The following is a 12,278-nucleotide window of genomic DNA, read 5'->3' as shown; positions in this document are numbered from 1 at the left end:
AAATATCCCGGGGGTGAACTGGCCCGCACGGGCCAGGAGGGGGCAGAGCCCCCTTCATCATCCCCCGCCAACTCAGATCTCGATCGACCCCATCACCTCGGGCGTGCGCACATCCACCCCGGGCAGGGCGGTCTTCAACTCCTCCGCCGACTGGGCGAGGATCGGGAAGGTGCGGTAATGGCCGGGAATCACCACCTTGAAGTCGAAGTACCTTTTCGCCGCCCAGGCCGCCTTGGCCATGTCCATGGTGAAATACCCGCCGCAGCACAATATCCCCACATCCGGCCGGTAATATTCCCCGAACCACTGCATGTCGGCCATGATGTCGGTATCGCCCGAATGATACACCACATGCCCCTCGGCATGGATCATGAAACCGCATTCCGACCCGCCCGCGCGCGGCCCTTCATCACTTGCCCGGGTCGAGGAATGCACCGCGTTCACCATGCTCACCTGCACCCCGCCGCCCAGATCGACCGTGCCACCCTTGTTGAAACCGACGGTCTCGATCTTCTGCGTCTCGGCCAGGTGGGTCATCATGTCGTACTGGCCCACCGCCGGGATGCCCTGCGCGGCGCAGATCGCGGCGATATCCGCCATGTGGTCGAAATGCGCATGCGTCAGAAGAACATGCGTGGCCCCCGCCACCGCTTCTTCGTGCCGGTCCTCGGGCAGTGCCGGGTTGCCGGTCAGCCACGGGTCGATCAGCAGCACCCTGTCGCCGGCTTCGATGCGGAAACTGCCATGCCCTAGCCAGGTGATCCTCATGTCGTCCTCCTGTTCCGTACGGGGCGAACCTATCACCACGCGAGCGGAAATCCATGCCCGGAGGCGCCCGGCGATGCCCGTTCTCCCCGCGTCGCCGATCATTTTTCCGTGCGATGCCGCATTTGCTTTTGCTGCCCCGGGCGCGATCCGGCACTCTCGGAGAGGGGAAGAACGGATGACCGAACGCAACGATACCATGCTCGACCGGTTCCTCGACTGGCTCGGGCATCGGCTTGCCACCCGCCTGCGGTGCGAATGTTCGGGCTACCGCCCCTTCACCCCGTCCGATTTCGACACGCTGAGGCGGGTGATGCGGCCCGGCGACGTGCTTCTGGTCGAGGGCAACGAGCGCATCTCGACCGCGGTCAAGTATCTCACCCAGTCCACCTGGTCGCATGCCGCCCTTTATGTGGGCGACGTGCTGCCGGTCCCGGCGGACGGCGGCGAGCGCCCCCGGCTGATCGAGGTCAACCTCGGCGAGGGATGCGTCGCCGTGCCGCTCTCGAAATACCGCACCTACAATACCCGGATCTGCCGTCCGGTGGGGCTGACCGATGCCGACCGGCAAAGGGTGGCTTCCTTCATGGTCGACCGGATCGGTCTGGGCTACGACATGCGCAACGTCTTCGATCTTCTGCGCTTCTTCTTCCCGACCCCGCCGGTGCCGGTGCGCTGGCGCCGGCGCCTTCTGGCGGTGGGGTCGGGCGATCCGACCCGGGCGATCTGCTCGTCGCTGATCGCGCAGGCGTTCCAGTCGATCCGCTACCCGATCCTGCCGCAGCTGCGGGTCGAGGGTGCCGACGGCGACCATGCCCGGCGCGAGATCCTGCATATCCGTCACCATTCGCTGTTCGTGCCGCGCGACTTCGACCTTTCGCCATGGTTCCGGGTAGTCAAGCCGACGATCGAGGGGGGCTTCGATTATCGCGCCCTCACCTGGGATGATTCCGAGGATGAGGCCGACTGCGCGCCTTCCCCCTCTTCCTCCTGCTGCACCTGATGCACCTCGATCACGTTGCCTTCGGGATCGTAGAAGAAGATCTGGTGCCAGCCGCGCACCGCCCGGTTGCCCCAATCGGAATAGGGAATGCCCATTTCCTTCAAGTGCCGCCGGAACGCGGCGAGGTCATCGGTGCGATAGGCGATATGGCCATGGCTGACCGGGTTCACCACCTGCCCCGCCCGGAACGCCGCCAGCGCGTCGCGCTGGGCCAGGTGGGTCTGGATCGCGCCATCGGAGACGAAGGCCACGTCGCCGGCATAGCCGCGGCGCTTTTCCAGCACCGGCAGGCCGCTTTCCTGCCGCTCCAGCCCCAGCACGTCGCGATAGAACGCCTCCATCCGCTCCACGTTGTCGGTGACGAGGTTGACGTGATGCAGCTTCAGTTTCATGGCATCTCCGGAAATTGACGGGCAGTGCGGGAAATCTCCCGCCCACCATGCCCCACCCCGCCCCCGCAGCGCAAGCGCTCCCGCCGCGCCGCCCCTTCCTCTTGCTCCAAATACTCCGGGGGAGTCGCCCGCCAGGGCGACGGGGGCAGCGCCCCCTGCCTGCCCGCCGCCCGCCTTCCGCGCGAAGCGCTTGCGACCTGCGCGGTGCGGGGGTAAATGCCCCCTGACGCGCGCGCAGGCGAGAACAAAGAGGGTTGCCCCGATGTCGATTGACGAAAACACCGCCGCCAAGGTGGCCAAACTGGCCCGGATCCGGGTCGAGGAGGATGCGCTGCCGGCGCTCGCGGCCGAGTTCAGCGCCATTCTCGGCTTCATCGAGCAGCTGAACGAGGTGGATGTCGAAGGGGTCGAACCGATGGTCTCGGTCACGCCGATGCGGCTCAAGCGCCGCGCCGACGTGGTGACCGACGGCAACATGCAGGAGAAGATCCTCGCCAACGCCCCCGATGCGCGCGAGGGCTTCTTCGCGGTCCCGAAAGTGGTGGAATGAGCAGGATGAGCAAGCTGAACGAACTGGGGCTAGCCGAGGCCCGCGAGCTGCTGCGCAAGGGCGAGATCACCTCCGTCGAGCTGACCGAGGCCTGCCTGAGCGCGATCGACGAGGCAGGCGCGCTCAACGCCTTCGTCCACAGAACCCCCGAAATCGCGCTCGAACGGGCGCGCGCGGCCGATGAGCGACTGCGCAAGGGCGATGCGCCGGCCATGTGCGGCCTGCCCATCGGCATCAAGGATCTGTTCTGCACCCAGGGCGTCCCGACCCAGGCGGCCAGCCGCATCCTGGAAGGTTTCCGCCCCGAATACGAATCCACCGTCACCCGCCAGCTGCAGGAGGCCGGCGCGGTGATGCTGGGCAAGCTCAACATGGACGAATTCGCCATGGGTTCGTCCAACGAGACCTCCGTCTATGGCAACGCCATCAGCCCCTGGCGCCGCGCCGGGGACGACGCGCCTCTGACGCCGGGCGGCTCGTCGGGGGGCTCGGCCGCGGCGGTGGCCGCCGATCTGTGCCTTGCCGCCACCGGCACCGACACCGGCGGCTCGATCCGCCAGCCGGCGGCGTTTACCGGCATCGTCGGGCTCAAACCCACCTACGGGCGCTGCTCGCGCTGGGGGATCGTGGCCTTCGCCTCCTCGCTGGACCAGGCCGGCCCGATGACGAAATCGGTGCGCGATGCGGCGATCATGCTGACCGCCATGGCCGGGCCTGACCCGAAGGATTCCACCTCGGCCGAAATCGAGGTGCCCGATTTCGAGGCGGCGCTGACCGGCGACATCCGCGGCCGGAAGATCGGCATTCCGAAGGAATACCGCATGGAGGGGATGCCGGCGGAGATCGAGGCGCTCTGGGCCAGGGGCGCCGAGATGTTGCGCGACGCGGGCGCCGAGATCGTGGATATTTCCCTGCCGCACACGAAATATGCGCTGCCGGCCTATTACGTTATCGCCCCGGCCGAGGCGTCCTCCAACCTCGCCCGCTATGACGGGGTGCGCTATGGCCACCGGGCGAAGCTGGCCGAGGGCGACGGCATCACCGAGATGTATGAAAAGACCCGCGCCGAAGGCTTCGGCGCAGAGGTCCAGCGCCGGGTGATGATCGGCACCTATGTGCTCTCGGCCGGGTTCTACGATGCCTATTACAACCGCGCCCGCCGCGTCCGCACGCTGATCAAGCGCGACTTCGAGACGGTCTTTGCCGAGGGCGTGGACGCGATCCTGACGCCCGCCACCCCCTCGGCCGCCTTCGCGCTGGGCGAGATGGCGCAGGCCGACCCGGTGCAGATGTATCTCAACGACGTGTTCACCGTGACCGTGAACCTTGCCGGCCTGCCGGGCATCTCGGTGCCGGCGGGGCAGGACGGGCAGGGGCTGCCGCTGGGGCTGCAGCTGATCGGACGCCCTTGGGCGGAAGGCGAGCTGCTCAACACCGCCCAGGTGCTGGAAAGCGCCGCCGGATTTGTGGCGAAGCCGGCAAGATGGTGGTAGTCCTGTCCGCGAACGGACCTGCCGGCGACGGGCGATGGAGATGAGGACACATCACGCGGTCATTCTGCTCGGGATTCTCGGGGCCTGCACCCCGGCCATTCCCGACAGCGGTGCAAGCGTCGGTTTCGACGACTCGCCGCAGGCCCGGCGCGCGCGCGAAGCGGCGCTGACGAACGGCACCACCGTCACCGGCGAGCCGCTGGTGCCGCCCGTGGTCCTGTCATCCGAGACGGTGACAGTGGCACAACCGGTCGCGGTCACGCCGGCGCAGGCGGTTTCGGCCTCTTCGGGCGCGGTGGCGACGGCAACCGGACCGGACCCGAGCGCCGAGGACATTGCCCGCCAGACCGCCGCGGCGCTGGGTCTGCCGCCGGCCCCGACATCCGGGGCGGCGACCGGAAGCGGTGCGTATCTTCAACAGACCCCCCCGATCCTCGCCCGCTACGCCCTGTCCACCTCGAACCGGGTGGGAGAGCGGATCCATTCCCGCTCCGGCGTCGATCTCGAGGCCGAGGCGCAGCGCAACTGCGCGAAATATCCCTCGCCCGAGCAGGCCCAGCTCGCCTTTCTTGCCGCCGGTGGACCCGAGCGCGACCGCTACGGGCTTGACCCCGATGGCGACGGCTTCGCCTGCGGATGGGATCCGACGCCGCTCCGCCAGGCCGCGCGGAACTGAGAGCATGGTGGCGGTGCGCTGGCACCCTTCCCCGAATTTCGGCCCGCGCCGGGACGGGCTGAAGCCCTCTCTGGTCGTCATCCACCATACCGCGATGGACGGCGCACAGGCCGCGCTCGCGCGGCTGTGCGACCCCGATGCAGAGGTCTCGGCGCACTACCTGATCGGCGCTGATGGCACGATCTGGCAGATGGTCGAAGAAGACATGCGCTCCTGGCACGCGGGCGCCGGAGAATGGCACGGCCAGAGTGACATCAATTCGCGCTCCATCGGGATCGAACTGGACAATCGCGGAGATCACCCCTTTTCCGAACCGCTCATGCGGGCGCTGGAAACGCTCCTGCGCGACATCATGGCACGATGGAACATCGACCCCGGGCACGTGATCGGCCATTCCGACATGGCGCCAGGGCGCAAGCACGACCCCGGAGCCCGCTTCGACTGGGTCCGCCTGTCCCGCTCCCGCCTGGCGCTGCACCCGCAGCCGGCCCCCGAATCCCCGCCCGACCCGATCCGCTTCCGGCGGCTGGCCCGCCGCGCCGGCTTCACCGCCCCATGCACGGATGCCGCGCTTCTGGCCGCCGTGCGCCTGCGCCTGCGCCCTTGGGGCAGGGGGGCGCTCTGCCCCGCCGACATGGCGGCAGTGCAGGGCGCCGCCGCCCGCCAGCCCGCCTGATCCCCCTTCCTCTTGCCCAAAATACTCCCGCCGGAGGCATCGCGCCCGCGGCGCGATCCGCGACCTCTCCTTCCCTGCCGGGCAATGCCCCCACGCGCGGCGCTTGCGAAAACCGCCACTGCGCCCTATGTCGTCCCTGCGCGGAGGGCCGGATGGCCGCTCTGGCGGACCCCGCCAGAGAGGAAAGTCCGGACTCCATGAAGCGACGGTGCCGGGTAACGCCCGGGCGGGGAAACCCGACGGAAAGCGCCACAGAGAACAGACCGCCGCGCGCTGCGCGGCAAGGGTGAAACGGTGGAGTAAGAGCCCACCGCGCCCCTGGCAACAGGGGCGGCACGGCAAGCCCCACCGGGAGCAATGCCGAATAGGACCCCCGCGCGGAACGGTCCCGCGAGGGAAACCGCCGCAAGGCCCGCTTCAGCCGGGGGGTCGGGTTGGCAGCATCAGGCGCGCGGCGACGTGCGTCGCAGAGGAATGGTCATCGAAGGGGGCGACCCCGGAACAGAATCCGGCTTACAGGCCCTCCGCGCATGTTCCGCTCTGCCTCCGCCCGGCGCGGGCGGGGAAGGGCGTGAAACTGGCGATTTCCCGTTGACTCGGGCCGCAGAGCGCGTAAAAGGCGGGCCTCACAGGAATTTCACGGGCCGCGCCGCGCCCGGTGCAGGAGACGACCCATGGCGAAGCCGACGACCATCAAGATCCGCCTGAACTCGACCGCGGGAACGGGCCATTTCTATGTGACGAAGAAGAACGCCCGGACCATGACCGAGAAGATGACCGTGCGCAAATACGACCCGGTCGCCCGGAAGCATGTGGAATACAAGGAAGGCAAGATCAAGTGATCTGAGCCAAAGCGGAATATCCGGGGCCACGCATCGCGCGTGGCCCTTTTCATTCACTCATCCCGCACTCGGAACGCAATTGCAGCCATGCCTCGGGACGGACATTTCATCAATCGCAGCAACTGGCTTCGGGCCTCCGTTCTGGGCGCGAATGACGGCATCATCTCGACCGCGAGCCTGCTGGTCGGCGTGACCGCCGCCGGTGTCGACCGCACGGGCATCCTGCTCACCGGCCTGACCGGCCTGACTGCCGGGGCGCTGTCGATGGCGGCCGGGGAATACGTATCGGTTTCCGCTCAGAGCGACACCGAGGCCGCTGACCTGGCGCGCGAGTTGCGGGCACTGGAAGAAGACCCGGAATACGAGCTGGAAGAGCTTGCCCAGGGGTTGATGGGGCGTGGCGTCTCGGAAGAGCTCGCCTGGGAGGTCGCGCACGAGATGACTGAACATGACGCGCTGGACGCCCACGCCCGCGAAGAGCTGGGCCTGACCGAGATGGCCGCGGCCAATCCGGGGCAGGCGTCCTTCGCTTCGGCAGTGAGCTTCGCCCTTGGCGGAGCGCTGCCGGTGGTCGGCGCCTTCCTTGCCCCTCAAGGGGGGGGAATAGCGGTTCTGGCGGGTGTCTCGCTGCTGGCGCTTGCACTGCTCGGGCTGGCCAGCGCATGGCTGGGCGGCGCCCCGCGCGGCCCGGCGGTTACCCGCATCGTTGTCTGGGGCGTGGTTGCCATGACCGTGACCGCAGGCCTGGGCCGGATCTTCGGCGTGACGCTCTAGCTGCGGAGCCCCGTGAGGACGTTCGCATCCAGCCCCGATCCTCTGACGGGCATTTCCCCGATTGTCCCGGCCTCAGGGTAGCGGAAACTGTCATGACGCCCGGTCGCGGAGGCTGCCTTCCGTCGATCCGGGCTCCGACAGGCTCCCCCGCCTACGCTATTGGCATCAGAAGGACACCCGATCCCGATGCAGGCGGGTTCGGGGGCTCTGCCCCCGTCGCGGCAAGCCGCGACTCCCCTGGAGTATTTCCGGCAAGAAGAAGAAACGGTTTCTTGACCTTGATGGCTCGTTCCGGCCCGCGGCACAGGCGGGAGCGCCGATGGCCATGCAAGGGGAAGGATGCAACATCTCCTCCCTTCCTCTTGCCCCAAATACTCCGGGGTGAATTGGCCGCAGGCCAAGAGGGGCAGAGCCCCTGCTCGCAAGATGTCGGGCGGGCCGAAAACATGTCCCTCGCGGCGGCGGTTGCGGCTCAGCCGCGGTGCCGTTTCTCGAATCTGGGCAGCATGGCGCTGAAATCGCGCCCCGCCCCGTCCTCTTCCTCGACGAAACGAGCATAGAGCGCCTCGGCCAGCCTGCCCATCGGGGTGTCTGCATCGGCGCTTTCGGCGGCCTGCTGGCTCAGGCGCAGATCCTTGAGCATCAGCTCGGCGGCGAATCCCGGCCTGTAGTCGTTGTCGGCAGGCGATTCAGGCCCCACCCCCGGCGCCGGGCAATAGGCGTTCATGGTCCAGGAATAGCCCGACGAGGTGGACACCACGTCAAACATCTTCTGCCGGTCGAGCCCCAGCTTGTCGGCCAGCGCGAAGGCTTCGCAGGTGGCGATCATGGTCACGCCCAGGATCATGTTGTTGCAGATCTTGGCCGCCTGACCGGCGCCGGCCCCGCCGCAATGAACCGCCTTCTGTCCCATCACGTCGAAAAGCGGCTTCACCTTCTCGAAGGCCTCCTCCGGCCCGCCGGCCATGAAGGTCAGCGTGCCCGCGCTGGCCCCGCCCACGCCGCCCGAGACCGGCGCATCCATCGCCAGGATCCCCGCCCCGGCGGCCTGTTCTGCCACGGCGCGGGCGCTGTCCACGTCCACCGTCGAGCAGTCCAGGAACACCGCGCCCTTCTCCATTTCCGGGATGATCTCGTCGGCCACGCTGCGCAGGATCTTCCCGTTGGGCAGCATGGTGATGACCACCTCGGCCCCGCGCGCGGCCTCGGCTGCGCTGGCGGCCTTCTTCACGCCCTCCACGGTGACGTCCACGGTGTCGAAGCCGGTCACCTCGTGGCCGGCTCGGGTCAGGTTGGCGGCCATCGGCGCGCCCATGTTGCCCAGCCCGATGAATCCGATCTTCATGGGGTATCCTCCTCTGGAAATGTCAGCCCGTCCGTCCCCAGCGGCGCAAGCATCTGCTCCACCGCACTTTCCGGCACCTTCATGTCCGCGAACTGCCAGGCCGGGTTGCGGTCCTTGTCGATAATCGCCGCGCGGATGCCTTCGAGGAAATCGCCGTGCTCCATCGCCCGCCAGGTGAAGCGGAACTCCAGCTTCAGCGCATCGCGCAGCGTGGCTCCGGGCTCGCGCAGGCGGCGCAGCATCTCGATGGTGCAGGCCATCGACAGCGGCGAGTTGCGCCGCGTGGCCTTGAGCGCCTGCTGCGCCATCTCGCCGCCATCGGCCTCCAGCGCAGTCAGGATCCCGCCCAGGGAGTCGGCTGCGAACAGCCGGTCGATCTCGGCCCGTTGGGCAGCCATCGGCGCCGCCGGCGGGGTTTTCGCGTGGGCGGCCACGTGGGAGACGTCGCCGCTGGCCTCCAGCATCTCGATCAGGTCTCGCCACTGCGCGCGTGGGATGTAATGATCGGCAAAGCCCGCATGGATCGCATCCCCTGGTCCCATCCGTGCCCCGGTCAGGCCCAGATAGCTGCCCAGCCGCCCCGGGGCGCGGGCCAGCAGCAGAGAGCCGCCCACATCCGGTACCAGCCCGATGCCGCATTCGGGCATGGCAATGCGCGAATCGTCATCCACCACCCGGTGCGCGGCATGGCAGCCGATGCCGACCCCGCCGCCCATGGTAAAGCCCTGCATGAAGCTGACCACCGGCTTGGGATATTCGGCGATATAGGCATTCAGCCGGTATTCGTCGCGCCAGAATCCGCGCCCGTAATCGTAGTTGCCGGCGCGCCCGGTCTCATAGAGCTCGGCAATGTCACCGCCGGCGCAGAAGGCCTTGTCGCCCTCGGCGTCGATCACCACAAGATCCACCGCGTCGTCATCGTGCCAGTTGCGCATGGCGGCATCGATCGCCCGGCACATGTCGTAGGACATGGCATTGAGCGCCTTCGGCCGGGTGAAGGTGATCCGCCCCGCGCGGCCGGTGACATGGATTTCGATATCGGCCATGGCTTGCCCCTTCAGCGCTCGGCCAGCAGGTGGCGCGCGATGATCACGCGCATGATCTCGTTGGTGCCCTCCAGAATCTGATGCACCCGCAGGTCGCGGACGATCTTCTCGATCCCGTAATCGGCAAGATAGCCATAACCGCCATGCAGCTGCAGGCAGCCGTTGGCCACCTCGAAGGCCACGTCGGTCACCATCAGCTTGGCCATGGCGCAGAACTTGGTCGCGTCCGGCGCGCCCTGGTCCAGATTCCACGCCGCCTGGCGCAGGAAGGTGCGCGCGGCCTGCAGCTTTGTCTCATACTCGGCCAGCCGGAACTGCAGCCCCTGGAACTGGTCGATGGTGCGCCCGAATGCCTTGCGCTCGCCCATGTAGGCCAGCGTCGCATCCAGCGCCGCCTGCGCGCCCCCCAGGGCCCCGGCCGAGATGTTGAGCCGCCCGCCGTCCAGCCCGGCCATGGCATAGACAAAGCCCTTGCCCTCTTCGCCGATCAGGTTGTCAGCCGGCACCAGACAGTCGTCGAACTGCACCTGGCTGGTGGGCTGCGCCTTCCAGCCCATCTTCTGCTCCAGCGCGCCAAAGCTCAGCCCCGGCGTGCCGGCCTCGACCACCACGGTGGAAATGCCTTTTGGCCCGTCGCCGCCGGTGCGCACCATGGTCACGTAGGCGTCCGAATACGACCCGCCCGAGATGAACGCCTTGGTCCCGTTCAGCAGATAGCCGCCGTCGGTCCTCTCCGCCCGGGTCCTGAGCGCCGCCGCGTCCGAACCCGACCCCGGCTCGGTCAGGCAATAGGAAAACACCTTTTCCATGCTGCACAGGTCGGGCAGCCACTTGCGTTTCGTCTCTTCGCTGCCGAACTTGTCGATCATCCCGCCGCACATGTTGTGGATCGACAGGAACGAGCCCACCGCCGGACAGGCCATGGCCAGCGCCTCGAAGACCAGCGTCGCGTCCAGCCGTGTCAGCCCCGAGCCGCCGTATTCCTCGGACACGTAAAGCCCGCCGAAGCCCAGCTCGCCCACCTGCTTCCACAGCTCTTTCGGAATCGTGCCCTGCGCTTCCCAGTCGCGGGCGTGGGGGGCGATATTGTCCTGCCCGAAAGCATGGGCCATGTCGAAGATGGCTCTCTGTTCCTCGGTCAGTGCGAAATCCATGACTCGCTCCCCTCGATACATGGTTATTGAACGCCTGTTTCTTTTTACCTCTTGCAGTGTTGCGCCTGCAAGTGACAATCCCGCAAATCCGTTTTGCGGCAATTCTGCAAGGACAGGCGCCTTTCAGGCTGCACGCCGGAACCCGCACGCATCTCCGGCCGTGGCAGGAAGGGCGTGAACAACCCCCATGCTCCGTTCCTCTTGCCCAAAATACTCCGGGGGTTCGGGGGCAGAGCCCCCGCCGGACGTTCATGCCTCGGCCACGCGCCTCGCCGACCGCCCCCGCCGCCTACAGATCGGCGTGGAATTCCTCGATCAGGTGGCGGACCACGTCGCGCAGCGCCTCGTCATGGGGCTTCTCGGCCTCGAGCGATTCGCGCCAGACGGCGCGTTGGCGATCGGCACTGGTGCCGGTTTCCACCACGTGCAACGCCGCTTTGGCCTCGGCCGTGCAGCCCAGTGCTTCGGCATCCTCGCGAACCAGTTCCAGCAGTTCGGAGAGGAGCTCGCAAAAGGGAACGATCTCGCGCCGGCCGAAATCGATCAGCCCCTCGGAAATGCCATAGCGCTGCGCGCGCCAGCGGTTTTCCGCGATCAGGAAGTTGTCGTAGATGCGCCAGCGCTGGTTGCCCGCCTTGAGGCGGCACAGGAAGCGGGTGATCGACTGGATCAGCGCGGCGATGGACAGGGTGGTTTCCAGCCGGGGCGAGACGTCGCAGATGCGCGCCTCGATGGTGGGAAAGCGCGCCGAGGGGCGCAGGTCCCACCAGATCTTTGAGCTGTCCTCGATCAGCCCGAGATCGATCAGCACCTGCACCGAGCGTTCGTATTCCGACCATGACGCAAAGCGCGGCGGCAGGCCGGTGCGGGGCAGGTTGTCGAATATGGTCAGCCGGTAGCAGGCCAGTCCGGTATCGTCGCCCTGCCAGAACGGGGACGAGGCCGAGAGCGCCAGGAGGTGCGGCAGGAAGTAGGTCATCTGGCTGATGATGTCGGTGCGCAACTCGCGTTCCTCGATCCCCACATGGACATGCATGCCGCAGATCAGCAGCCGCTTGGCCACCCAGCCCAGGTCGCGGCGCAGCTCGTTGTAGCGCGGCCTGTTGGTGTGGTGCTGGTCGCGCCAGCGCGAGAACGGGTGGCACGAGGCGGCGATGGGTGCCAGCCCGAAGCGGGCGGCGTTGCGGGCGATGGTGCTGCGCAGCCGGCGCAGGTCCTCGCGCGCGGCGGCGATGTCGCGGCAGACCGTGGTGCCGACCTCGATCTGGCATTGCAGGAATTCCGGGCTGACCTGATCCTGCAGGTCGCTCTGGCAGGCGGCCATCAGCGCCTCGGGCGCGACTGCCAGTTCCAGCGAGTCGCGGTCCACCAGCAGGTATTCCTCCTCGATCCCCAGGGTGAAGTCCGATGCCATGCCGCTCCTCCCGTTTGCTGGCCGGCCGCCGGGGACAGTGAACAGGTCCGGTTGGCGGATGCCAAGCCCTTATCCGACAGATCGCGTGCTTTTGCAGGCCGGGTGTGACGCGCGCGGTGCGCGCGGCCTCCGGCGGGAGTATTTGGGG

At 67.5% G+C, this 12,278-nt stretch carries 13 protein-coding genes and 1 other RNA gene; 8 read left to right on the top strand and 6 right to left on the bottom strand.

The window, feature by feature from the left end; translation table 11 throughout:
- Positions 1-72: 72 nt before the first annotated feature.
- Entirely contained in the window at positions 73-768 is a 696-nt protein-coding gene (locus ACZ5CM_RS10125) for a metal-dependent hydrolase (protein ID WP_464638278.1), read from the bottom strand.
- Between the two features lie 175 nt (positions 769-943).
- On the opposite strand from ACZ5CM_RS10125, the gene ACZ5CM_RS10120 reads away from it, so the two are divergent.
- Complete coding sequence (locus ACZ5CM_RS10120) at positions 944-1,768, top strand: C40 family peptidase (RefSeq protein ID WP_464638276.1); 825 nt, start codon at positions 944-946, stop codon at positions 1,766-1,768.
- On the opposite strand, the gene ACZ5CM_RS10115 is transcribed toward ACZ5CM_RS10120, so the two are convergent.
- Entirely contained in the window at positions 1,690-2,160 is a 471-nt protein-coding gene (locus tag ACZ5CM_RS10115; protein ID WP_464638273.1) for a VOC family protein, read from the bottom strand. The genes ACZ5CM_RS10120 and ACZ5CM_RS10115 overlap by 79 nt on opposite strands.
- 262 nt (positions 2,161-2,422) lie before the next feature.
- Between ACZ5CM_RS10115 and gatC the strand changes: the two genes are divergently transcribed.
- The 7 genes from gatC to ACZ5CM_RS10080 all read left to right on the top strand — a co-directional run bounded on the left by gatC (position 2,423) and on the right by ACZ5CM_RS10080 (position 7,171).
- On the top strand, positions 2,423-2,710 hold the full coding sequence (gene gatC, locus ACZ5CM_RS10110; RefSeq protein ID WP_464638271.1) for an Asp-tRNA(Asn)/Glu-tRNA(Gln) amidotransferase subunit GatC: 288 nt from the start codon (positions 2,423-2,425) through the stop codon (positions 2,708-2,710).
- 5 nt (positions 2,711-2,715) lie between these two features.
- Entirely contained in the window at positions 2,716-4,203 is a 1,488-nt protein-coding gene (gatA, locus tag ACZ5CM_RS10105; protein ID WP_464638268.1) for an Asp-tRNA(Asn)/Glu-tRNA(Gln) amidotransferase subunit GatA, read from the top strand.
- Between the two features lie 34 nt (positions 4,204-4,237).
- Positions 4,238-4,879, top strand: coding sequence for a hypothetical protein (locus ACZ5CM_RS10100; protein ID WP_464638266.1), 642 nt, complete (start codon positions 4,238-4,240; stop codon positions 4,877-4,879).
- A gap of 4 nt (positions 4,880-4,883) precedes the next feature.
- On the top strand, positions 4,884-5,555 hold the full coding sequence (locus tag ACZ5CM_RS10095; protein WP_464638263.1) for an N-acetylmuramoyl-L-alanine amidase: 672 nt from the start codon (positions 4,884-4,886) through the stop codon (positions 5,553-5,555).
- Positions 5,556-5,695: 140 nt separating this feature from the next.
- Positions 5,696-6,087, top strand: an RNA gene (gene rnpB / locus ACZ5CM_RS10090) — RNase P RNA component class A.
- Positions 6,088-6,229: 142 nt separating this feature from the next.
- Positions 6,230-6,397 (top strand): 50S ribosomal protein L33, encoded by a 168-nt coding sequence (gene rpmG, locus ACZ5CM_RS10085; RefSeq protein WP_005630270.1) that lies wholly within the window; start codon positions 6,230-6,232, stop codon positions 6,395-6,397.
- A gap of 87 nt (positions 6,398-6,484) precedes the next feature.
- Positions 6,485-7,171, top strand: a complete 687-nt coding sequence (locus tag ACZ5CM_RS10080) for a VIT1/CCC1 transporter family protein (protein WP_464638258.1) — start codon at positions 6,485-6,487, stop codon at positions 7,169-7,171.
- A 472-nt stretch (positions 7,172-7,643) separates the two neighbouring features.
- Here the strand turns inward: ACZ5CM_RS10080 and mmsB are convergent, their stop codons facing one another.
- From mmsB to ACZ5CM_RS10060, 4 genes are all read right to left on the bottom strand, one after another.
- Positions 7,644-8,516, bottom strand: a complete 873-nt coding sequence (gene mmsB / locus ACZ5CM_RS10075; protein ID WP_464638256.1) for a 3-hydroxyisobutyrate dehydrogenase — start codon at positions 8,514-8,516, stop codon at positions 7,644-7,646.
- A complete protein-coding gene (locus ACZ5CM_RS10070; protein ID WP_464638254.1) occupies positions 8,513-9,562 on the bottom strand; it encodes an enoyl-CoA hydratase/isomerase family protein in 1,050 nt (349 codons plus the stop codon). Before ACZ5CM_RS10070 ends, mmsB begins: the two co-directional genes overlap by 4 nt.
- An 11-nt stretch (positions 9,563-9,573) precedes the next feature.
- Complete coding sequence (locus ACZ5CM_RS10065) at positions 9,574-10,716, bottom strand: acyl-CoA dehydrogenase family protein (RefSeq protein WP_464638252.1); 1,143 nt, start codon at positions 10,714-10,716, stop codon at positions 9,574-9,576.
- Between the two features lie 289 nt (positions 10,717-11,005).
- Positions 11,006-12,130: a carboxylate-amine ligase gene (locus ACZ5CM_RS10060; protein WP_464638250.1), complete on the bottom strand. Its 1,125-nt coding sequence runs from the start codon at positions 12,128-12,130 to the stop codon at positions 11,006-11,008.
- Between the last annotated feature and the right edge of the window lie 148 nt (positions 12,131-12,278).

The sequence above is a fragment of the Piezobacter thermophilus genome (assembly GCF_055386745.1).
This window is presented reverse-complemented; position numbering and strand designations above follow the sequence as displayed.